Below are 21473 nucleotides of genomic sequence, written 5' to 3' on the forward strand. Positions count from 1 at the left end.
TCTTCGGTCGGCGGGGTGGGCGGCGGGGCGGGCGAATCAAGCCGGCAAGGGCTGCGGCAGCGCAAAGCCAGGTGCCAGCAGCCGCTCCATCAGCTCGCGCACGCTGCGGATCTGCGCGCCGAACGGCAGCTCACCGACGCCGCGGAAATACAGGCCCTTTTTCAGATCACCGCGCAACGCCGCGGCGAGCTGGTTGTCGATGCAGAACTGGCCCCAGCCCACCAGGCCGTCGCGCAGGCCGCACTGGGCCAGGCAGTCGAAGGCCTTGGTGCAGCGCGCCTTGGCATGCGCCACGGCCTGCAGCTTGGGTTCGATCTGCAGGTAGGCCTTCAGCCAGGGCGTGGCCACCGCGCGCGCCGGCAGGCCGGCCACGCTGGTGAACTCGACCAGGTCCTCGTCGCGGGCCTCGGCCAGCACGCGCTTGAACTCGGCGCTGGCGTCGCCCTCCTGGGTGACCGCGAAGGGCGTGCCCAACTGCACGCCGGCCGCGCCCAGCGACTGCAGGCGCTCGATGTCTTCCATGCGACGGATGCCGCCGGCGGCGATCAGCGGCACCTCGCGCTCGAGGCCGGCCTTGCGCAGGAACTCGAGCGAATCGGGGATCACGCGGTCGAACTCGAAGCGCGGGTCGCCCAGGTCGGCGATGCGCGCGGCGCCGAGGTGGCCGCCGGCCAGCCGCGGGTGCTCGATGACGATGGCGTCGGGCAGGCGCTTCTTGCGCTCCCACTTCTTCACGATCAGCGCCACGCCGCGCGCGTCGCTGAGGATGGGCACCAGCAGGGTGTCGCGGTGCTCGGCCGCCAGGTCGGGCAGGTCGAGCGGCAGGCCGGCGCCCACCACCACCATGTCCACACCGGCCTCGAGCGAGCGCCGCACGCAGCCGACGTAGTCGCTGACGGCGCGCATGATGTTCATCGCGATCAAGCCACGGCCGCCGGACAGCTGGCGCGCGGCCTTCACCTCGCGGTCGAGCGCCTCGAGGTTGGCGGCGTCGATGCGCGCCTTGGTGTCGGCGTCGCAGCCGGCCCGGCTGGACAGGCCCTGCGTGGCGGCCATCAGGTCGGGGTGGTGGCGTCGCAGGTCGACCGAGCTCAGCGTGCCGATGCCGCCCAGCGCGGCCACCGCTCCGGCCAGCCGATGCGCCGACACGCCGATGCCCATGCCACCCTGCACGATGGGCAGCAGCCGCCGGCCCGCCAGCGTGAGCGCGCGCAGGCCGCTGGCGGCCAGCAGGGCGTCGAATCGGGGCTCGATGGCCGGTGTCGGCCAGGTGGGACTCAGCATCGCAGGCGCACCACCGCCTCGCGGCGGCAGCAGATGGGGGCACGGCTGCGCAGGCTAAGGGCAGCGACCGGGCCCCGATTTGACCGACATCATGTTCCGTGCGCCGCCCCCTGTGGCCGGAGGCTGGGGTAGCATCCGCCCCCCGCCATGCAGCTCAACCGCCTCCAGGCCGACGGCCTCCTGCTGTTCGTCGCCCTGATCTGGGGCTCGGCCTTCGTCGCGCAAAACTGGGGCATGGCGTCGATGGGGCCGATGGGCTTCACCGGCGTGCGTTTCCTGATCGGCGCGCTGGCGGTGCTGCCACTGGCCTGGCGAGAGCAGCGAGCGCTGCGCGCGCGCGGCCTGGGGCTCACGCGGGCCGACCACGCGCGCATCGCCGGGCTGGGCGTGCTGCTGTGCGCCGGTGCGGCGCTGCAGCAGGTGGGCATCCAGCACACCACCGTGACCAACGCCGGCTTCCTGACGGCCGTCTACGTGCCGCTGGTGCCGCTGCTGGGCTGGTGGCTGCTGGGCGACCGGCCGCACCCGATGGTGTGGCCCTGCGCCCTGGCCTGCCTGGCCGGCACCTGGCTGCTGTCGTCGGGCTCGGCCGCCGCCGCTGCGGGGCCGCTGGCCTTCAACCAGGGCGACCTGTGGGTGCTGGCGTCGGTGCTGCCCTGGACGCTGCACGTGCTGCTGGTGGGCCGCGTGGCCGAGCGCCTGGCCGCCCCCTTCAGCGTGGCCTGCGGACAGTTCGTGGCCTGCGGCGTGCTGGCCCTGGCTCTCGGCGCGGTGCTCGAGCCGCTGTCGCTGGCCGGCATGCGCGACGCCTGGGGCGCCCTGGCCTACACCGGCCTGGTGTCGGTGGCCATCGGCTTCACCGCGCAGGTGGTGGGCCAGCGCTGGACGCGCCCGGCCGACGCCGCCATCGTGCTGTCGTCCGAGACGCTGTTCGCCGCGCTGTTCGGGGCCTGGCTGATGGGCGACCGCCTCGGCCCCGCCGGCTGGGCCGGCTGCGCGCTGATGCTGGCCAGCATCGTGGCGGTGCAGCTGCTGCCACGGCGGCCGGCCTAGGAAAAAGGGGCCCGCGGGCCCCTTTCTGATCGTGCCGGCCCCGGGGCCGCTCAGAACGAGTAGCGCCCCATGAAGTCGAAGCGCGACATCGTGCCGGTGTCGTTGTCGAAGGTCTTGCGCGTGGCGTGGATGTATTCGGCGCCGAGCTCGATGTTCTTCATGGGCACGTAGATGGCGCCGACGTGCAGCTGGGTCAGGCGCTTGTTGTCGAACACCGGGTCGCCCTTCGAGCGGTTCATGCCGAGCACGACGTTGCTGCGCAGCTTGGGGCCGAAGCTGTGCGCCCAGCCCAGCACCACGCCATCGTTGCGGTCGAAGAGGATCGCGCCATTGGCGTCCGTCGTGTAGCCCGGCGAGCCGTACATCATGTCGAAGTCGCCGTTGACCCGCGCCCACTGGCCCATCAGCAGGTCGTCGGGGCTGAGCTTGTAGCTGGCGCCCACGCCGAAGCCGGTGCCGCGGCGGGTTTCGCTGCCCACGCGCTTTTCGTGGCCCAGCGCGCGCACGTTGATGGCGCCCCAGGTGAAGCTGCGGTCGTAGCGCGCCACCAGGTTCGGCACGCGGGCGCCGTCTTCGGGGTCTTCCAGCGCCACCGTGTACTTCACGCCCGCCTTCGCGTCGCCGTAGGTGTAGCGGACCATCATGCGGCGAGAGAACGGCGCGCCGATGGGGCCGTTGAAATCCACCGTCTCGGGCAGGTTGTCCAGGTCCATGAAGGTGGACCAGGTCTGGCCGACCAGGAAACCAGCGTACTCGCCGTAGGCGTGGCGCAGGCGCAGGCGGTTGCGGTTGTTGTCCGACACCGTCGTCTTGTCGCCCGCCAGGTTGGACAGAACGTCCTTCGAACCAACGTAGGCATAGAAATCGGCCTCGAGCTTGGTGTTGAAGGTGCCGTAGCCCGACGGCGTGGACGACTCGATGCCGAAGCGCGAGGTCTCGGCGGTGAGCTTGGACTTGCCCTTGGTGAAGCCGGCATTGCGGCGGTCGAGCGGCTGCTCGGGCAGGTTGGTGAAGTTGTCGCCGGGCGCGGTGCCCTTCAGGTCGACGATCATCTGCGCCTCGGCATGGCCGTACACGCGCAGCGAGGTCTCGGAGCCCGGCAGGCGGAAGCTGCCGCCGATGTCGCCACCGACCACGGCGTCCTTCGACTTGATCTCGAGCTGCTCGATGCGGTCGCCCCAGTTGGGCTCGCCCGGCTTGGCGGCGGGCGCGGCACCGCCCTTCTTCAGCGCCTCGAGCTCGGCGCGCAGCGCGCGCAACTCGTTGCGCAGCTCGTCGATCTCCTTGCTGCTCTGGGCCTGCACGGGCAGGGCCGCGGCCACGACGAGGGCGGCGACGGCGGCGATCGGGGTCATGCGGGTCATCGTCTCTTCTCCTTGATAACTGGGGTCTTCAGCGCCCGACCTGGCCGAGGAAGGCGCGGATGCGCTCGTTGTCCTGGCGGTCGAAGAAATCGATCGGCGGCGCATCGCAGGCGATGCAGCCCCGGTCGAAGAACAGGATGCGGTCGCCCACCTCTCGGGCGAAGCCCATCTCGTGCGTCACCACGATCATGGTCATGCCGTCGCGGGCCAGGGCCTTCATCACGTCGAGCACTTCCTTCACCATCTCGGGGTCGAGCGCCGAGGTGGGTTCGTCGAACAGCATCACGCGCGGCTGCATGGCCAGCGCGCGGGCGATGGCCACGCGCTGCTGCTGGCCGCCCGAGAGCTGGAACGGGTGCTTGTGGCGGTGGTCCTTCAGGCCCACGCGCTCGAGCAGTTCGCCGGCGCGCAGCTGCGCCTGCTCGCGGCTGAGCTTGCGCACGCGGCGCGGCGCCAGGGCCACGTTCTCCAGCGCCGTGAGGTGCGGGAACAGGTTGAACTGCTGGAACACCATGCCGACCTCGGCGCGCAGCGCGTCGAGGTTCTTCGCGTCGTCGTTGACCTCGACACCGTCGACCACGATGCGGCCGCTGTCGTGCACCTCCAGCCGGTTCAGCGTGCGCAGCAGCGTGCTCTTGCCCGAGCCCGACGCGCCGATGATCACCGTCACCTGGCCGGCATGGAACTGCGTGCTCACCTCGCGCAGCACGGCGTTGTCGCCGAAGCGCTTGCACACCTTGTCCACCGTGATCAGCGGCGGCGTGCCGGGGGCCACGGCATGGCTCATGGCGCAGCCCCCGCTGCACAGGCCGGCGCGCCGAGGGGGCACCGGTTCGGACGGCGGCGCGAGGCGTTCATCCGAGCTTCCCCTCGACATCGAAGCGCCGCTCCACCGCGTTGGAGAACTGCGTCATCACGGTGGTCAGCAGCAGGTAGATGGTGGCGGTGGTCAGCAGCACCGGCAGCGGCTGGAAGGTGGCGGCCTGGATGCGGTTGCCGATGTTGGTGAGCTCGACCACGCCGATGGCGTAGGCCAGCGACGAGTCCTTCAGCAGCGCCACGATGTTGTTGACCAGCGGCGGCAGCGAGATCTTGAAGGCCTGCGGGAAGGTCACGTCGACGAAGGTGTACCAGCGGTTCAGGCCCAGCGAGCGCGCCGCCTCGATCTGGCCCTTGGGCACGGCCAGCAGGCCGGCGCGGATGGCCTCGGCGTTGTAGGCGCCGACGTTCAGCCCCAGCGCCACGCAGGCCGAGGCGAAATCGCTCATCTGCAGCGCCGGCACCAGCGCCGGCAGCGCGAAGTAGACGAACAGCACCTGCACCAGCAGCGGCGTGCCGCGGATCACCCAGATGTAGAGGCCGGCCACCCAGCGCAGCGGGCCGATGCGCGACACCTTGCCCAGCGCCGCCAGCACGCCCAGCACAACGCCCGCCAGGCCCGACACCAGGGTGAGCTGCACGGTGACGCGGGTGCCTTCGGCGAAGTACTGCGCATTGGGGCCGATGGGCTCGGGCGCGAAGGCCAGCGGGATGGCCAGCAGCCACAGCACCAGCATCAGCAGCGCCACGGCCAGCGCCATGGTGGCCGAGCTGCGGGCCTGCCGCGACCAGGCGGCGGGCCAGAGCGAGAACAGTCCGTCCATGCGGCAGGCTAGGCGCGGGGCCGGCTCACTTGCAGCGGATGTCCTCGTTGAACCACTTCTTCGACAGCGTGGCGTAGGTGCCGTCGGCCTGGATCGCGGCCAGTGCCTTGTTCAGCTCGGTGGCCAGCGAGGTGTTGCCCTTGGACACGGCCGAGGCGATGCGCTCGATGAACAGGAAATCGCCCAGCTTCATGCCACCGGCCGGGTTGGCGTCGACCGCCTGCTTGGCGACGAAGCGGTCGGTCACCCAGGCGTCGACGCGGCCGGTCATCAGCGCGCCGCGGGCGTCGGTGTCCTGCGGGAAGTTCTTCATCTCCTTCACGCCAGCCAGCTTCTTGACGTTCTCGAGGTAGGTGGTGCCGGTCTGCACCGAGACCACCTTGCCGGCCAGGTCCTTGGCCGACTTGATGGCCGGGTCCTTGGCGACGATGACGCCGCCCGAGCAGTAGTGCGGCTCGGTGAAGGTGACGGCCTTGGCCCGCTCCTCGGTGATGCCGTGCGAGGCGATGACCATGTCCCAGCGGTCTTGCCGCAGGCCGGCGAGCAGGGCGTCGAAGCCCAGCGCCTTCCATTCGAGCTTCAGGCCCATCTTGGCCACCATGGCCTCGGCCACGTCGACCTCGAAGCCGGTGAGCTTGGTGCCCTGGAAGTAGTTGAAGGGCGCGAACTGCCCTTCGGTGGCAATGATGATCTTGCCGTCCTTCTTGATGTCGTCGAAGCTGCGCGCCTGGGCGGCGCCGGCCGTCAGGGCCGCGGCGGCGGCCAGCAGCAGCGCGAGGATCGGACGTGTGCTCATCATGGGGTCTCCTGGGGTCGCGGGGTTGCCTTGAGGTGGCCGCATTATGGCCATGCCGAAACCGTCTGCGCGGTAGCATCCCGCCTTTCCTGGCCACCCCGAGAGAGCCCCCATGCGTGCCCACCAGATCGCGATCATCCCCGGCGACGGCATCGGCAAGGAGGTGATGCCCGAGGGCGATCGCGTGCTCGACGCGGCCGCCGCGCGCTTCGGCTTCGCCCTGCAAAAGACCGCCATCGCCTGGGCCAGCTGCGACTGGTATGCCGAGCACGGCCAGATGATGCCGGACGACTGGAAGGCCCAGATCGGCGGCATGGACGCCATCCTCTTCGGCGCGGTGGGCTGGCCGGCCACGGTGCCCGACCACGTGTCGCTGTGGGGCAGCCTGCTGAAGTTCCGCCGCGAGTTCGACCAGTACATCAACCTGCGCCCGGCACGGCTGATGGCCGGCGTGCCCTGCCCGCTGGCCAACATGAAGCCCGGCGACATCGACATGCTGATCGTGCGCGAGAACACCGAGGGCGAGTACAGCTCGGTGGGCGGCGTGATGTTCGGCGGCACCGAGCGCGAGTTCGTGGTGCAGGAGAGTGTGTTCACCCGCATCGGCAGCGAGCGCCTGCTGAAGTACGCCTTCGAGCTGGCCCGCACCCGCGCCCGCAAGCACGTCACCTTGGCCACCAAGAGCAACGGCATCTCGATCAGCATGCCCTGGTGGGACGAGCGCTGCGTGGAGATGGCCGCGCGCTACCCGGACATCGGCTGGGACAAGCAGCACATCGACATCCTGTGCGCCCGCTTCGTGCTGCAGCCGCAGCGCTTCGACGTGGTGGCGGCCACCAACCTGTTCGGCGACATCCTGTCCGACCTGGGCCCGGCCTGCACCGGCACCATCGGCATCGCGCCCTCGGCCAACCTCAACCCCGAGCGCAAGTTCCCCAGCCTGTTCGAGCCGGTGCACGGCTCGGCGCCCGACATCCACGGCAAAGGCATCGCCAACCCGGTGGCGATGATCTGGTCGGCGGCCATGATGCTCGACCACGTGGGCCACGGCACCGGCCCCGAACGCGCCGCGCACGACGCCATCCTGCGCGCCATCGAGCGCGTGCTGGTCGACGGCCCGCGCACGCCCGACCTGGGCGGCCAGGCCAGTACCGCGCAGATGGGCCAGGCCATTGCCGCGCTGGTGGCCAGCGGCATTTGACGGCCCTCAACGCCGGGGCGCGGCGGCGGCGCCGGCCCCTCGCGCCGGGGGGCGCGTCGGCCCGATACTGCAGACCTGCCCACCCGCTGGAGTGATGCCATGGCCCCGACCCGGATGCAATTCGACGTCTCGTTCGGACCGGGCGGCCGCCGTCCGCGCGATGACGACGCACCGATGCACCTGCTGGTGCTGGCCGACCTCGGCGGCTCGCGCCGGGCGCCACTGGCGCAGCGCCAGGCGCTGTCGGTGGACATCGACAACCTGGACGCCCGCCTCGGCCAGATCGCCCCGTCGCTGACGCTCGAACTCGACGGCCAGGCCCTGGCGCTGGCCTTCTCGTCGCTCGACGACTTCCACCCCGACCAGCTCTGGACCCGGCTGCCGGCGTTCGACGCGCTGCGTCGGCTGCGCAGCGAGCTGGACGACCCGGCCGGGTTCGCCCGCGCCGCCGCCGCGCTGGGCTTGTCGGCGGCGCCCCCATCGCCCGCCGCGGCAACGCCCGAGGCCACCGCCGCGAGCGACGACGTCGCGCGCCTGCTCGGCCGCCGGCCGGCCGCGATGGACGCGCCGGCACCGGTGCCCGCCGATGCGCTTCAGAAGTGGCTGCACGACCTGGTCGCGCCCCATGTGGTGCCCGACGTGGCGCACGAGCAGCGCGCGCTGCGACGCGCCGCCGACGCCGCGCTGGGCGACCTGATGCGCCGGCTGCTGCACCACCCGCGCCTGCAGGCGCTGGAGGCCGCCTGGCGCGGCGTCGACCGGCTGGTGCGCGGACTCGAGCTGGGCGAATCGCTGCACCTGAGCGTGCTGGACATCGGCCGCGACGAGATCGACGCCGACCTCGCGGCCCACCGCGCCGACCTCACCGCCAGCGCGCTGCACAGGCACCTGAGCGGCGGCCGCGATGGCGCGCCCTGGGGCCTGTTCGTGCTGGACCAGGCCTTCGGCCCCGGCGCGGCCGACGTGCAGGTGCTGGCCTCGCTGGGCGCGATGGCCGCGCGCGCCGGCGCACCGCTGCTGGCCTCGGCCACGCCCCAGGCCGCCGGAGCCGCCGACACGGCGCAGTTGGCCGAACCCCGCGGCTGGCTCGCCGACGACGCGCCCGCACTGGCCGCCTGGGCCGCCCTGCGCACCAGCCCGATGGCCGCCTGGATCGGCCTGTCGATCCCGCGGGTGCTGCTGCGCCTGCCCTACGGCGCGGCCACCGACCGCATCGCCGGCTTCGACTTCGAGGAGATGCCTGCGCCACGCGAGCACGGCGCCTACCTGTGGGGCCACGGCGCGATGGCGCTGGCGCTGCTGGCCGGCCGCGCCTTCCTGGAGGACGGTTGGTCGATGGACCTGGACCGCCAGCTCGTGCTCGACGACCTGCCCAGCCACACCGTCGTCGACGACGACGGCGAGAAGCGCCAGCAGCCCGGCACCGAGGTGCTGCTGAGCGAGATCGCTGCCCAGGCCGTCGCCGGGCGCGGGCTGATGCCCCTGGTCGCCTGGCGCGACCGGCCGGCCGCACGGCTGTGGGGCTGGCAGTCGCTGGCCGACCCGCCGCGGGCGCTGCAGGGCCTGGGCGCCTGAACGCCTTCCCGGCCGGCGGCGGCTCGCGTTCGCCGAAGGAGCGCCAGGAGGTCACCGCCCAGGCGCCGGCCGGATGAGTGCCGCGCGAGGGTCGCGGCGCGCCACGGTGGCCGCGTCGATCCGGTGTTGGTCATCGCCGCACGGAAGCCGCCCGGCGGTGATGTGCATCACGTCCGGCTCCGGGCGGGCGCCCGACACTCGTCCGGCCCATCGACACCGGATCCCGCGACCACCATGCAACCCCACCCCATGATGCCCGCCGCGCTGGCGCTGTGCCTCGCCCTGACCGGCTGCGGGGGCGGCGAGACCGACGCCGCCGCGTCGTTCAGGGCCGAGGCCGACGCCGCCGAGGCCCGGGCGCTGGCCTCGGCCGACACCCGCACCTGCCGCGCCGACCATGAATGCTCGTTGCTCAGCTTCGCCAACGCCTTTCCCAGCTGCACCCAGCACCGCGACGCGCCGGTGCTCATCACGTCCGCCGGCTACGCCCGGGCGGTCGCCGCGGCCGAATCGCAGCGGGCGCTCGCCCGCGAGGCGGTCGCCGCCCACGCCGGGCCGCCGGAATTCGCCTGCGCGGACTACGTGGACCCCTACCCGGTGCCCTACTGCGACCAGGGGCAGTGCAAGTTGCGTCCAGTAGACGCCTTGATTCCGGTGGACGCCTTGAGTATCAAGTCGCGCTGACCGAACCGGCACTGTGCCGCGGGACGCGCCGTCTGCGCCGGGCAATGGCCCCGGATCTGGCGACAATCCGGCGCATGCCCATCGACGACATCGATTGCGTGGTCATCGGCGCCGGCGTGGTCGGCCTGGCCGTGGCCCGTGCCCTGGCCGCCGCCGGCCGCGAGGTGGTGATCCTGGAAGCCGAGAACGCCTTCGGCACGGTCACCAGCGCGCGCAACAGCGAGGTCATCCACGCCGGCCTGTACTACCCGCCGGGCTCGGCCCGCGCCCGGCTGTGCGTGCGCGGCAAGCAGTTGCTGTACGACTTCTGCGCCAGCCACCAGGTGGCGCACCGGCGCTGCGGCAAGCTCATCGTCGCCAGCGCGCCGGATGAGGTGCCGCTGCTCGACACCCTGCGCGCCCAGGCCGCGGCCTGTGGCGTGCACGACCTGCAGCCGCTGTCGGCCGCCGAGGCGCAGGCGCTGGAGCCGGCGCTGCAGTGCCACGGCGCGCTGCTGTCGCCGTCCACCGGCATCGTCGACAGCCACGGCCTGATGCTGGCCCTGCTGGGTGACGCCGAATCGCACGGCGCGATGCTGGCGCTGTGCTCGCCAGTGAGCGCCGGCCGCGCCACGCCGCAGGGCATCGAACTGGACGTGGGCGGCGACAGCCCCAGCGTGCTGCGGGCGCGCACCGTGGTCAACAGCGCCGGCCTGGGCGCGCCGGCGCTGGCGCGGGCCATCGCCGGGCTGCCGCCGCAGCACGTGCCGCGCGACCACCTGGCCAAGGGCTGCTACTTCACGCTGGCCGGCGCGTCGCCGTTCTCGCGGCTGGTGTACCCGGCGCCCGGGGCCTCAGGGCACCTGGGCGTGCACCTGACGATCGATCTGGGCGGCCAGGCCCGCTTCGGGCCCAGCTTCCGCTGGGTGGATGCCATCGACTACACGGTGGACGCGTCGGACGCCGATGGCTTCTACGCCGCCGTGCGCCGTTACTGGCCCGCCCTGCCCGACGGCGCGCTGCAGCCGGGCTATGCCGGCCTGCGGCCCAAGATCTCGGGCCCCGGCGAGCCGGCCGCCGACTTCCGCATCGACGGCCCCGCCGTGCACGGCGTGCCCGGGCTGGTCAACCTGTTCGGCATCGAATCGCCGGGGCTGACCTCGTCGCTGGCCATCGCCGAGGTGGCGGCGGCGCTGGCCGGGCCGCGCCCATGATCCGGCGCGATCGTCGGTTCGCCGCCGTCGCGGCAGCCGTCCTGGGCGCGGCGCTGGCGCTGCCCTTGGCGGCCGCGCCGGCCGACCCCTGCGGCGGCGAGGCCCTGCCCACCCTCGCGCTCGAGCGCGTCAACCGCCTGCGCGCCGAGGGCGCTTCCTGCGGCGGCGTGAGCGCGCCCCCGGCCCCGGCCCTGGGCTGGTCCGACGCCGCCACCGCGGCGGCCAGGGCCCACGCGCAGGACATGGCCCGCCAGGGCCGCATGGCCCACGCCGGCAGCGACGGCCAGGACGGCGGCGAGCGCCTGCGCCAGGCCGGCGTCGCCTGGCGGCGCTGGGCCGAGAACCTGGCCGCCGGGGCACGCTCGATCGACGAGGTGATGCGCCTGTGGGCCGCCAGCCCGGTGCACTGCGAGAACCTGATGGAACCGCAACTGGCCCAGGTGGGCATGGCCTGCGTGCTGTCGCGCAACGGCCGCCCGTTTTGGGCGATGACGCTGATGACGCCGAAATAGCGCGTCCTCCCGTGGTACTCCGACCCCCGGGGAGCCCGCCGCGCACAGGTCACCGGATTCGAACGCTGGGATCAAAGCCGCAGAACGCGGGCGGTGCGCGCCGTTCCCAGAATCGCGGCCATCGGGCGGCCATCGCCGCCCGGCCCACCGGAAGGACCGACCCCCATGAGCGCCATCGTCATCGTCTACCACAGCGGCTACGGCCACACGGCCAAGGTGGCCCAGGCCGTCGCCGACACCAGCGGGGGCACGCTGCTGCCCATCGACGCCGAGGGCAACCCGCCCGAAGGCGGCTGGGACACCCTGGCCGCGGCCAAGATGATCGTCTTCGGCTCGCCCACCTACATGGGCTCGGTGAGCTGGCAGTTCAAGAAGTTCGCCGACGCGTCCAGCAAGCCCTGGTACAGCCAGGTGTGGAAGGACAAGCTGGCCGCCGGCTTCACCAACTCGGCCACGCTCAACGGCGACAAGCATTCCACGCTGCACTACATGATGACGCTGGCGATGCAGCACGGCATGCTGTGGGTCGGCACCGGCATGATGCCGGTGAACCACAAGGCGGCCACCCGCGACGACATCAACAACGTCGGCTCGTCCTCGGGCCTGATGACCGTGACGCCGTCGGACGCGTCCACCGACGAGATGGTGCCCGGCGACATCGCCACCGCGAAGAAGTTCGGCGAGCGCCTGAAGTCGACCGTCACTCTCCTGGCGGCTTGACCGGGCTCGACGGGCCGCGTCGGTGGCCCGTTCCGGGGCCACCGACGTGGCCTCTCCGGGCCTGCTCGACGGCCTGAGCCGCCTCGCGGCGGGTCGGGTTCGGCGGGACCGGTGCAGGTTTGCGGCGAAGATACCGCCGACCCGATCCCGAAGGACCGCCATGCGCGTCGACCCCAGCCCCCTGCCCGCCCTGCCCTGGTACCTGAAGCCCTTCTTCCGGCGCCAGCAACGCCACTATGGCCAGGCGCTGACGCCCGCGCTGGTGTGGGCGCGCGTGCCGCCGCTGTACGGCGCCTTGCTGGCCTTCTACGCGGCCATCGAGCGGCGCGGCTCGCCGCTGTCGCCGGTGCTGCGCTCGCTGGTGCAGACGCGCGTGTCGCAGCTCACCCACTGCGCGTTCTGCATCGACCTCAACGCCTCGATCGCCGCCGAGCGCGCCGGCTCGCTGGACAAGGCACTGGCGGTGGACCGCTGGCGCGACGACCCGTCGTTCGACGCCCGCGAGCGCCTGGCGCTGGAGTACGCCGAGGCGATGACCGAATCGGCCGGTGCGGTGGACGATGCGCTGGCCACGCGGCTGCGGGCCGAGTTCGACGAACCGTCGCTGATCGAACTGACCGCGCTGATCGCCTTCCAGAACCTGTCGGCGCGCTTCAACGCGGCGCTCGACATCCCGTCGCAGGGGCTGTGCCGGCGGCCGGACTGACCCGGCGCGCGCCCGTCAGCCCGCGGCGCGCGCCTTGCGCACCAGGCCCTCGAGGCCCAGCACGTAGCCGTCGACTCCGAAGCCGACCACGATGCCGGCCGCGGCCGGCGACAAGTAGCTGTGGTGGCGGAAGGCCTCGCGCGCATGCACGTTGGAGATGTGCACCTCGATCACCGGCAGGCCGGTGCCCTTGATCGCATCGTGCAGGGCCACCGAGGTGTGCGTGTAGGCGCCGGCGTTGAACACGGCGCCGGCCAGCTCGCCGCGGCGGTGCGCGGCACCGGCCTCGTGGATCCAGTCGATCAGCACGCCCTCGTGGTTGGACTGGCGGCACTCCACCTCCACGCCCAGCCGCGCGCCGGTGTCGCGGCACAGCTGCTCCACGTCGGCCAGGGTGGTGTGGCCGTACACCGCCGGCTCGCGCTGGCCCAGCAGGTTGAGGTTGGGCCCGTTCAGGACGAGGATCTTCATGGCGGTGGGGCCGGCACGCGCGGCAGGGTCTGCGGGATGGCGGATGTTAGCCGTGGGCGCCGCGGGCCGGCTGGTCGGCGCGGTCGAGCCAGTCGAGCAGGGCCTCGAACAGCACCCGGGCCTCCACCGGCTTCGGTATGAAGCCGTTCATCCCGGCGGCAAGGCACTGGGCCCGGTCTTCCGAGAACGCGTTCGCCGTCACGGCCAGGATGGGCACGTGGCCCTGGGCAGGCAGGCTGCGGATCTGGCGGGTGGCCTCCACCCCGTCGAGCGTCGGCATCCGCACGTCCATCAGGATCGCGTCGAACCGGCGCGCCTGTGCCAGGCGCACGGCCTCGGCGCCGTCGCAGGCCGTCACCGGGACCAGCGCGACATCTTCCAGCAGCTTGCACATCACCTCCTGGTTGACCGGGTGGTCCTCGGCGACGAGCACGCACTTGCCGGCGTGGCGCTGCCGTAGGGCTTCCTCGGCAGCGGCGCGGGCCACCTCCGACACCGCGGGCACGGACGGGCCCTGGCCCATCCGCACGGTGAGCCAGAAGGTGCTGCCCTGGCCGGGCACGCTGCTCAGGCCGACCTCGCCGCCCATCAGCTCGACCAGCCTGCGCGTGATGGCCAGGCCCAGGCCGGTGCCGCCATGCCGGCGCGCGGCCCCGCGGTCGGCCTGCTCGAAGGCGCCGAACAGGCGCGGCCGGTCCGCCTCCGCCACCCCGATGCCGGTGTCGGCCACCTCGAGGCGAAGCAGGTAAGCGTCCGCGGTCTCCTCGAGCACGCGCCCCGACAGCGCCACGCTGCCGCGGTCGGTGAACTTGACGGCATTGCCGATGTAGTTGACCAGCACCTGCGACAGCCGCGTCGCGTCGCCGCGCAAGGACTGTGGCAAGCCGGTGGCGTCGAGCGTCAGGGCCAGTCCCTTGGCAGCCGCAGCGACGGCCACGACGGCCTGCACGTCGCTCAGCACATCGTCGAGCCTGAACGGCTGGTCGTCGAGGGTGACCTTGCCGGACTCGATCTTCGACAGGTCGAGCACATCATTGATCACCGAGAGCAGGTGCCGCGCCGAGGCGTCGATCTTGTCGAGCTTGTCGATCTGCGCAGGGCGGTCGCACAGCCGGCGCAGCAGGTAGGACATGCCGAGGATGCCGTTCATCGGCGTGCGGATCTCGTGGCTCACGTTGGCCAGGAAGGCGCTCTTGGCGCGATTGGCCGCCTCGGCCGCGTCCCGGGCCGCCACCATCTCCGCGGTGCGCGCCTGCACCAGATCGTCGAGATGCCGGCGGTGCTGGTCGAGCTCGATCTCGGCCAGCCGGCGCCGGGTGACGTCGGACAGCGTGATCCGCAGCCGGGGCTCGGCGCCCGGCGCGACCGTGCGCAGGCTGTCGACCTGGGCATGCACCATGCCCCCGGCGCCCGACCGCATGGCCAGCTCGATGCGGGCGCGGTCGTCGCTGCGCATCGCCGCCTGCGCGTGCAGATGCCAGCGGTCCAGGTCGGCATCGGCGACGAACTGCGCAAAGCGCCGACCCACCAGCTGGGCGCTGTCGACGCCCAGCAGGGCCGCCGCGGTGAGATTGGCCTCGGTGACCAGGCCCTGGTCATCGAGCGTGACTTAGCCGACGGGCGCGAAATCGTAGAGGTCGACGAAGCGGTCGAGGGTCACCTCGAGCTCCGCCTGAGACCGGCGCAACTCGTCGTTCTGCATCTCGAGTTCGATCTGGTGCACCTGCAGCTCGTGGGCCAGCGCCGCGATGCTGCTCTTGCGCAGCTTGCCGCCGCCGGCCGGGCCGGCCATGGCCTCGGACAGTGACTCGGCCGCTGCGCGCAAGGCCGACGATTCGGAGCCTGCCCGGCGCGGGGGGCGGGTCATGACGGGCCCGCGTCGGCCGGGTCGAGGGCTTCGATCGCCAGCACGATGAGTTTGTCGTGCCCGACCTGCTGCCCCGGGATGCGGGCCGCGCGGAAGCGCACCCGCCGCGTGCCGCCGCCGACCGACCCGTGCACCGCCGCCAGCGACCGCGGCGTCCGAGCGCCTTTCCTGCCTGACTTGATCACGATCCGCTGGCCCCTGACCGGCCTGCGGGATCAGGCCACACCGTGGAATCAGTCTACCCTGCAGCCTGCGCACGCCGCACTTCGGCGAACCCTTCGGCGGCGGAGAAGGTGACGAGGATCACAACGGCGGGTCGCAACGACCGGCTCGGGCCGGGCCGCGGGTCGCGGCGCAGGCCTATCGGGCACCCGGCGCGTCGAGCAGCGAGCCGCCACAGGCGCCATCGACCGTCACCCACAGGCAGGGCAGGCCCATCTCGCCCAGCCAGGCCGCACCGTCGCCCTCCTTCAGCATCGCGATGGTGGCCGCGCTGCCGGCCACCACACACAGCGGCGCCACCACGCTGACCGCCGCCAGCGTGCGCACCGGCCAGCCGGTGCGCGGGTTCAGGATGTGACCGTGGCGCACGCCGTCGATGACGATGCAGCGCTCGTAATCGCCGCTGCTGGCCAGCGCACCCGAGCCGAGCTCCAGCGTGGTCAGCAGCGCGCCCGGTTCGCGCGGGTGGCGGATGCCGATGCGCCAGGGCGACCCGTCGGCCTGCGGCCCGATGGCGCGCACGTCGCCGCCCAGATTGATGAAGCCGTGGCGCACGCCGGCGGCGGCAAGCTGCGCCGCCGCGCGGTCGACGGCGTATTCCTTGACGATGCCGCCGAAGTCGAGCTCCATGCCCGGTTCCGGAAACGCCAGCCGTTGCGCCTGCCAGCGCAGCCGGTGCCAGCCGACGTGCTCGCGCAGTTGCGCCACCTGGGCCGGGTCGGGCAGTTCGCCCGAGGCGAAGCGCCAGGCACGGCGCAGGATGCCCGAGCTGATGTCGAACAGGCCGTCGCTCTGGCGGTGGCAGGTCTGCGCATAGTCCAGCAGCGCGGCCGTCTCGGCATCCACCTCGCAGGTGCCGCCGGCCGCCGCGACGCGGTTGATCGCCGACAGATCGCTGTCGTCACGGTAGCGCGAGTAGCGCGCCTCGAGCCGCCGCACGTCGGCGATGGCCCGCGCCGCCAGGTCGGCGGCCTGCGCAGCGCTGGGCGCGTCCAGGCGGATCTCGCAGGCGGTGCCCATGGCCGCGAACAGCTCGGTGTGGAGGGCCATGGCGCGGCCTAGAAGTGCTGGCTCCAGCTCAGCGCCAGGCTGCCGCGGCGGGTGAGCTGGTAGCCGTTGACATGGCTGCGCACCGGCAGCGTCAGCTCCACGCCCAGGGTGGTGCCCAGGTGCGGGCCGGTCAGGCCGTCCAGCGTCAGGCCCAGGCCCAGCTCGGTGAAGCGCCCGCCCAGGTTGGCGGGCCGGTCGGCGGGCGTCTGGCCGGTGGGTGCGCCGCTGCGCTCGCCCTGCACCGCCCCCTCCACCGCGTGCGCGGCGCGCAGCGTGGCAGCCAGCTGGGGGGACAGGCGGCGGGCTACCCAGCCCTGGGCCTGCCAGCGGTCGCCCAGCGCATAGCCGTCATCGTTGCGCCCGCCTCGCAGCGTGGCGGCCAGCTGCCCGCCCCAGGACCAGGCCCCGCGCTGGCCCAGCCAGGTGACGCTGGGCATCCAGTCCCAGGTGCCGCTGCCGGTCTGCATACTGTAGCCCATCGCGGCGGGCTCCTGCTGGTGGGTGCGGCGGTGCCGCAGGCTGGTGTCGCCGGTCGGCACCCCCAGGCCCAGGCCCAGCAGCCAACGCCGATCCGCAGCGTCCAGCAGCGTGTACGAGGCCTGCACCTGGGTGTCGCCGAGGCCCGCGGCCTCGTGGCGGCCGAAGTGCACATGGGTGTCCGACGGCGGCGCGCCGGGCAGCAGGCGCGTGTCCATGTCCATGACCATGTGCTGCGGCATCAGCATCAGCGCAAGCCGATCGTTCACCGACCACATCAGCTCGAGCATCTGCATGCGCATGGCCATCGTGTGCGCTCGCGCAGCGCAGGGCGCCGGCGCACAGGCCTGCGCCATCAGCTCGGCATCGTCCACGCGCGCCGCGCCCCGCCGCATCGCGCCGCCCTCGCGCGACAGCACCTGCCGAACCCCGACCATCACGCTGCCCGGTGCGCCGGCGGCGTGCGCGAACGACACGCCCGGCGGCACGGCGAACGCGCCATGGGCGTGGTGGGCGCCGCCGTGCGCCGCGTGCGGCCGGTCCGCGCCGGCCGGCGCGCCCGCGCCAGACTCCCCGTCGAGGTCGATGCGCAGGGCGGCATGGGCCGTCATCGCGCTGAAGTCGGCGTGGCGGCCGATGCCGCCACCGCCCGCCTTCAGCGCCCCGGACTGCCGCGACACGTCCACCCCCAGGTCCAGCGCGAACCCCCGGCCCAGCGACCGGGTCAAGCCCAGGCCGGCCCCCAGGTTGCCGAAGGCCGCCAGCCGCCGGTCGCTGGAGAAGTGCGCCGGCAGCAGGGCCGGGTCGAACGCGGTGATGACGGGCTGGCCTTCCTGCCCGAGGCTCACCTGGCGGTAGGCCTGGCGGCTGACCAGGTAGTCGGCGTGGAAGCGGGCGGCGCGCTGCGTGTAGTAGCGCAACCGTGGCGACAGCTGCCAGCCGCCGGGCAACGGCTGGAACCACTCGGCCTCGACGCGGTGGGCGGCGATGCCCCAGTCGTCGCGGAAGTGGCCGTAGCCCAGGTGCAGCGCGCCGTCGGACGGCCCGTGGTGCAGGATGAGCTTGCCGCCCACGGTCCACTGCCGGCGCACGCGCGGACGCTGTTCGAGCAGTGCGCGCAGATCGCCTGTCAGCACGTCGGCCGCAGCGCCCGAGCCCGCAGCGCCCTCGGCCAGCCCCGGCGCAAAGACCACGCTCATCACCTTGTAGGGGTTGGCCAGGTCGCCCGCGCTGTGGGTGTGGCCGGCCTGGGCCTGCAGCAGCGCCGACGGGCCCAGCACCTGGGTCAGGGCCACCGAGCCGGCCCAGTCGCGGCGCTGGCCGTGCAGCACCTGCTGGCCGTGGACGTTCTCGATCTGCCTGGCGTAGGCGGTCTTGGTGATGTAGGGCGCGGCGTCGTGGTCGAGCGCGGCCGCGATGCGGCTGCGGGTGTGGCTGAGGCCCAGCGTCAGCGTGCTGAGCTGCTCGCTGAAGTCGAAGCGGCGCCCGAGGTTGACGAAGCGCGACCGGTAGTCGCGTTCCAGGGACACCCCGCCACCGAGCGTGAGCGCGCCGCCGTCCAGGCGCCGGGTGTACTTGCCATCCAGTTGCTGCCGGGTTTCGGGCGAGGCGCTGGACAGCGTGTCCACCACCGCCGGTGCGGCCACCGCGGTGCCGCGGGCGGGATCGATCGTCACCGGGCGGCCGGCGGCATCCAGCAGCAACCGGCCATTGATCATCGGCGAGGCCCCGACGGTGATCAGCTGGCCGGCGGCGCCCGCCTGGATCGGCCGGTTGCCGTTGGCGCTGGCCGGCGCCGAGGTGATGGGCGTGGCGCCCGACCAGGTGTCCTGCGTGATCGACAGCAGCAGCGCGTCGCCCCGGGGCAGGGCGATCGTCGTGCGGCCCGTCAGGCTGTCGGCCGTCAGGGGCCGGAAGGAGGTCGGCGCGCCCTCGACCGGGCGCAGGCGCTCCCGGTAGTGGCTGGCCTGCAGGGCGATGCCGTCGTCGGGCTCGGCCCGCGCATCGGTGGGCATCAGGCCCGGCAGCAGCAGCGCGGCGGCGGTCAGGGCCTGCAGCGCCGCCTGGCCGGGCGGTCGCCGGCCGGCGTCGCCGGCGCCTGCCGGCTGCGGGGGGGCACCAGGGTCGGCCACGGCCGGGTCAGTAGCAGCCGCAGCCGCCACCGTCGGCGGAGCCGCCCATCGAGGCGGCTTCGCGGCTGCTGTGCACATGGTCGCGCAAGGCGCTGCGCATTGGCGCCGGATCGACCGCCATGTGCGGCCGCGCCAGCTCGCCGCGCTCCCACGGGGCGACGGCGGTGCAACCGGCCAGCGCCAGCGCGGCCAGACCGCACCCGATCAGCCTCGGAGCGCATGACGCGGTCGCGACGACAGAGGCCGGACTCACGGGGCAGTCCTACTCACGGGTGGGGCTCGCATGGGTTGCCTCACTGGGCCTGGCTCACTGGGCCTGGTACTGGTAGACCACCGCATCGGTGCCGGTGTGCTGGGTGCCGCTGGCGTCCAGGCAGTGCGCGGTGATGGTGAAGATGGCCTGGCCCGGCCCGGTCTTGTTGACGAGCACCTGGTACAGGCCGTTGCCGCCTCGGTTGCGCGTGATCGGGCTGGCGACGGCGTCGCCGCTGACAGGGTCGGTGGTGCTGGTGGCGATGCTGCCCTTGACGATCTGGGCGCTCACCAGCGGCGCGTTGACGGTCTGGGTCTGGATCTGCACCAGCAGGTGGTCGGTCTCGTAACCACCGTCGGTGGAGCAGATGACACCGAAATAGTGGTTGGCACCGGCGGCTTCGCCCAGCGACAGCACATAGGTGTGGGCCTGGGCCGGGAGCACGGCGCCCGCCGCGAGCAGGGGCAGCAGGGTGACACGGGACAGGCGTCGGAGGAGGGTCGTCATGGCGTGGACACCGTGGGTTCGGTAAGGCCCGGAGGCCTAGGCGCCCACCCCGGCGCACGCGGCGGCGCGCCGGGGTGGGCGGTCATCAGGCGATCAGTTCAGGTAGCCGTCGATCTTCAGGTTGGCGTCGACGTCCTCGGCCGAGGGCGTCACGGTCACGAAGTAGCCCGCGCCGCAGGCGGCCGGCAGGGGGTTCTTGGCCAGGTCGCGGTTGAAGGTCAGCGATGCCGGCGAACCAATGCCGTCGACCGCGGGGTCAGAGTACTTCGTCGTCACCGACGGGATCCACAGGTTCTTGGCGCCGAGCTTCTGGCAGATGTCGGCCACCGCCACCTGCACCACCAGCTTGGTGGCGCACGAGTCGGCGGGGAAGGACACGCCGGCGGTGCGGAAGGGCACCAGGCCGTGCAGGCTCGGCTCGAGCGAGCCTTCGGTGCTCTCGAAGCCGATCACGTTGCCGGCGGCGTTGGTCTTCTCCTTCTGCTTGCTGAAGATGTCCTTGCTCTGGATGAGCTGGGCCAGGTTGGCCACCGAGGTGATGGACACCACGGCCGGGTTGCCCGCGAAGGTGCCGGTGGTCGTGAACTTCGGGTTCACGGTGGGGAACACCACGCTCTGCGCGATGACCGGCAGCTTGGTGCCGTTGGCCAGCGTGCAACCGTGGCCGATGACCAGGTTGTTGTAGGTGGTGGTGCCTTCGCTGGCCTGGACCTGCGCGGTGGTGTGGGCCCGGGCCTGCAGGCCCAGGGTCAGGGCGATGGCGGCGGTGGTGGCGGCGAGCGCGAGGCTCGAGAACTTCGATGTCATGGTGAATTCCTTGGTCTTCCGCAGCGGGAAGACGGTGTCGATGGGGTGTGGCGTGGGGCCGAGGAGATCCCCTCCCGCCGCGCCGACGGCACCCGATCGAGCGGGCGGCCAGGCCATGCGCGGCGGACCGGGTGCGCGCCTCGACGCCATCCCGGATCCGGACGGGGGAGTCAGCCGTGCAGCGGTGGGCCGCGCGGGGCGGCGTACCGGGGAGTGGCGGACCAGTGGGGCCGCGCGACCGGCGGGGCCGGCAGGGACGACACCGCGATGCCGCCACGCCAGGGCAGCGGCTCGGTCGGCGGCATGCCCGCCACGGTGTGGAACAGGCACCACGGGCAGTGCGATGAGCCGGCGGCCGAGCCGGAACCCGGCGACGAATGGCCACCCGCCGACACCGTGCCGACGGCACTGCAGATCTCGTGTCCGGGCCCGGCCTCGGCGATCTGCAGGGCCTGCAGCGCCGGTGCGAACGCACCGGCCGCCATCGCCAGCGTGACGATCCACGCCACCGCGAGGCGGCGGACGAGCGATTGGCGGATGAAGCGCATCATCATCGGCCGCTCACGGCGCCGACGGCAGGCGCAGGGCGGGGCCGGGCCGCCTGGCCCTGCCGAGCCCGCAGGTGATGTGGTTCTCGAGCGCCAATGCCTTGCCTTCGACCCTGGGGGCAGCGCACCGCGCCCCGGCAGATGGTCCGTCGCGTGCCACGCAGCCCGACGGACGAGAGCGGCGATGATAGCGGCGGCGCCCGCGCGCGCCCTGCGACAAGATGTCCCGTCCAGGCGCCTCAGGCCGGGCCGGGACGCCAGGGTCGAGCCCCTTCGGCCGACCCTCTGCGCCCGGGCGCCGACCGCCCCATCGCGGGGGTGGCGCGTGGCGCGAGGTTGACCGACCCACCACACACTCCGGATACTGGGGCACCCCGCGGCCCCACTGGTCCGCCACTCCCCGGTACG

23 protein-coding genes and 1 pseudogene are annotated in these 21473 nt (G+C 72.8%); 8 read left to right on the forward strand and 16 right to left on the reverse strand.

What is annotated here, in order from left to right; all coding sequences use genetic code 11:
* Nucleotides 1-36: 36 nt before the first annotated feature.
* The gene (locus EOINJALH_RS01605) at nt 37-1284 is read right to left on the reverse strand and encodes a nitronate monooxygenase family protein (protein WP_088278563.1); all 1248 of its coding nucleotides are present in this window, start codon (nt 1282-1284) and stop codon (nt 37-39) included.
* Between the two features lie 147 nt (nt 1285-1431).
* On the opposite strand from EOINJALH_RS01605, the gene EOINJALH_RS01610 reads away from it, so the two are divergent.
* Nucleotides 1432-2337, forward strand: a complete 906-nt coding sequence (locus EOINJALH_RS01610) for a DMT family transporter (RefSeq protein WP_088278564.1) — start codon at nt 1432-1434, stop codon at nt 2335-2337.
* Nucleotides 2338-2387: 50 nt separating this feature from the next.
* Here the strand turns inward: EOINJALH_RS01610 and EOINJALH_RS01615 are convergent, their stop codons facing one another.
* From EOINJALH_RS01615 to EOINJALH_RS01630, 4 genes are all read right to left on the reverse strand, one after another.
* Nucleotides 2388-3701, reverse strand: a complete 1314-nt coding sequence (locus EOINJALH_RS01615) for a DcaP family trimeric outer membrane transporter (RefSeq protein ID WP_234413613.1) — start codon at nt 3699-3701, stop codon at nt 2388-2390.
* Between the two features lie 28 nt (nt 3702-3729).
* Complete coding sequence (locus tag EOINJALH_RS01620; RefSeq protein WP_088278565.1) at nt 3730-4488, reverse strand: amino acid ABC transporter ATP-binding protein; 759 nt, start codon at nt 4486-4488, stop codon at nt 3730-3732.
* 67 nt (nt 4489-4555) lie between these two features.
* Nucleotides 4556-5344: an amino acid ABC transporter permease gene (locus EOINJALH_RS01625; RefSeq protein ID WP_088278566.1), complete on the reverse strand. Its 789-nt coding sequence runs from the start codon at nt 5342-5344 to the stop codon at nt 4556-4558.
* A gap of 25 nt (nt 5345-5369) precedes the next feature.
* Complete coding sequence (locus tag EOINJALH_RS01630; protein ID WP_088278582.1) at nt 5370-6140, reverse strand: ABC transporter substrate-binding protein; 771 nt, start codon at nt 6138-6140, stop codon at nt 5370-5372.
* A gap of 112 nt (nt 6141-6252) precedes the next feature.
* Here EOINJALH_RS01630 and EOINJALH_RS01635 point away from each other — a divergent pair, with 112 nt between their 5' ends.
* The 7 genes from EOINJALH_RS01635 (at nt 6253) to EOINJALH_RS01665 (ending at nt 12731) form a co-directional block, all read left to right on the forward strand.
* Nucleotides 6253-7341, forward strand: a complete 1089-nt coding sequence (locus tag EOINJALH_RS01635; RefSeq protein ID WP_088278567.1) for a tartrate dehydrogenase — start codon at nt 6253-6255, stop codon at nt 7339-7341.
* 99 nt (nt 7342-7440) lie between these two features.
* Nucleotides 7441-8916, forward strand: coding sequence for a type VI secretion system contractile sheath domain-containing protein (locus EOINJALH_RS01640; RefSeq protein WP_088278568.1), 1476 nt, complete (start codon nt 7441-7443; stop codon nt 8914-8916).
* A 234-nt stretch (nt 8917-9150) separates the two neighbouring features.
* Nucleotides 9151-9600, forward strand: a complete 450-nt coding sequence (locus EOINJALH_RS01645) for a hypothetical protein (protein ID WP_144289807.1) — start codon at nt 9151-9153, stop codon at nt 9598-9600.
* Nucleotides 9537-10793 carry an NAD(P)/FAD-dependent oxidoreductase gene (locus EOINJALH_RS01650; RefSeq protein ID WP_404872722.1) on the forward strand — a complete coding sequence of 419 codons (1257 nt, stop codon included), beginning with the start codon at nt 9537-9539 and terminating at the stop codon, nt 10791-10793. Before EOINJALH_RS01645 ends, EOINJALH_RS01650 begins: the two co-directional genes overlap by 64 nt.
* Complete coding sequence (locus EOINJALH_RS01655; RefSeq protein WP_088278570.1) at nt 10790-11305, forward strand: CAP domain-containing protein; 516 nt, start codon at nt 10790-10792, stop codon at nt 11303-11305. The genes EOINJALH_RS01650 and EOINJALH_RS01655 overlap by 4 nt, the downstream gene beginning before the upstream one ends.
* Before the next feature lie 165 nt (nt 11306-11470).
* On the forward strand, nt 11471-12025 hold the full coding sequence (locus tag EOINJALH_RS01660; protein WP_088278571.1) for a flavodoxin family protein: 555 nt from the start codon (nt 11471-11473) through the stop codon (nt 12023-12025).
* A gap of 160 nt (nt 12026-12185) precedes the next feature.
* Entirely contained in the window at nt 12186-12731 is a 546-nt protein-coding gene (locus tag EOINJALH_RS01665) for a carboxymuconolactone decarboxylase family protein (protein WP_088278572.1), read from the forward strand.
* 15 nt (nt 12732-12746) lie between these two features.
* Here EOINJALH_RS01665 and aroQ read toward each other — a convergent pair whose 3' ends face one another.
* The 11 genes and pseudogenes from aroQ to EOINJALH_RS01710 all read right to left on the reverse strand — a co-directional run bounded on the left by aroQ (nt 12747) and on the right by EOINJALH_RS01710 (nt 21071).
* A complete protein-coding gene (aroQ, locus tag EOINJALH_RS01670) occupies nt 12747-13202 on the reverse strand; it encodes a type II 3-dehydroquinate dehydratase (protein ID WP_088278573.1) in 456 nt (151 codons plus the stop codon).
* A 46-nt stretch (nt 13203-13248) separates the two neighbouring features.
* On the reverse strand, nt 13249-14439 hold the full coding sequence (locus EOINJALH_RS01675; protein ID WP_255406941.1) for a response regulator: 1191 nt from the start codon (nt 14437-14439) through the stop codon (nt 13249-13251).
* Between the two features lie 66 nt (nt 14440-14505).
* A pseudogene (locus EOINJALH_RS33105) lies at nt 14506-14796 on the reverse strand (PAS domain-containing protein); the annotation flags it as partial.
* Nucleotides 14797-14811: 15 nt separating this feature from the next.
* A complete protein-coding gene (locus EOINJALH_RS01680; protein WP_088278575.1) occupies nt 14812-15069 on the reverse strand; it encodes a hypothetical protein in 258 nt (85 codons plus the stop codon).
* On the reverse strand, nt 15066-15254 hold the full coding sequence (locus EOINJALH_RS30965) for a hypothetical protein (protein WP_144289808.1): 189 nt from the start codon (nt 15252-15254) through the stop codon (nt 15066-15068). Before EOINJALH_RS30965 ends, EOINJALH_RS01680 begins: the two co-directional genes overlap by 4 nt.
* Nucleotides 15255-15429: 175 nt before the next feature.
* Nucleotides 15430-16341, reverse strand: coding sequence for an FAD:protein FMN transferase (locus tag EOINJALH_RS01685; RefSeq protein ID WP_088278576.1), 912 nt, complete (start codon nt 16339-16341; stop codon nt 15430-15432).
* An 8-nt stretch (nt 16342-16349) separates the two neighbouring features.
* Nucleotides 16350-18950 carry a DUF3570 domain-containing protein gene (locus EOINJALH_RS01690; protein ID WP_158219609.1) on the reverse strand — a complete coding sequence of 867 codons (2601 nt, stop codon included), beginning with the start codon at nt 18948-18950 and terminating at the stop codon, nt 16350-16352.
* 7 nt (nt 18951-18957) lie between these two features.
* The gene (locus tag EOINJALH_RS30970) at nt 18958-19203 is read right to left on the reverse strand and encodes a DUF4266 domain-containing protein (protein WP_234413614.1); all 246 of its coding nucleotides are present in this window, start codon (nt 19201-19203) and stop codon (nt 18958-18960) included.
* A 54-nt stretch (nt 19204-19257) separates the two neighbouring features.
* Entirely contained in the window at nt 19258-19710 is a 453-nt protein-coding gene (locus tag EOINJALH_RS01700) for a hypothetical protein (RefSeq protein WP_088278578.1), read from the reverse strand.
* A gap of 93 nt (nt 19711-19803) precedes the next feature.
* On the reverse strand, nt 19804-20517 hold the full coding sequence (locus EOINJALH_RS01705; RefSeq protein ID WP_144289809.1) for a hypothetical protein: 714 nt from the start codon (nt 20515-20517) through the stop codon (nt 19804-19806).
* 170 nt (nt 20518-20687) lie between these two features.
* A complete protein-coding gene (locus EOINJALH_RS01710) occupies nt 20688-21071 on the reverse strand; it encodes a DUF2946 family protein (protein WP_088278580.1) in 384 nt (127 codons plus the stop codon).
* Nucleotides 21072-21473 lie beyond the last annotated feature (402 nt).

Origin of the sequence: Ideonella sp. A 288, from assembly GCF_002198735.1 — a bacterium.
Lineage (GTDB): Bacteria > Pseudomonadota > Gammaproteobacteria > Burkholderiales > Burkholderiaceae_C > Pseudaquabacterium.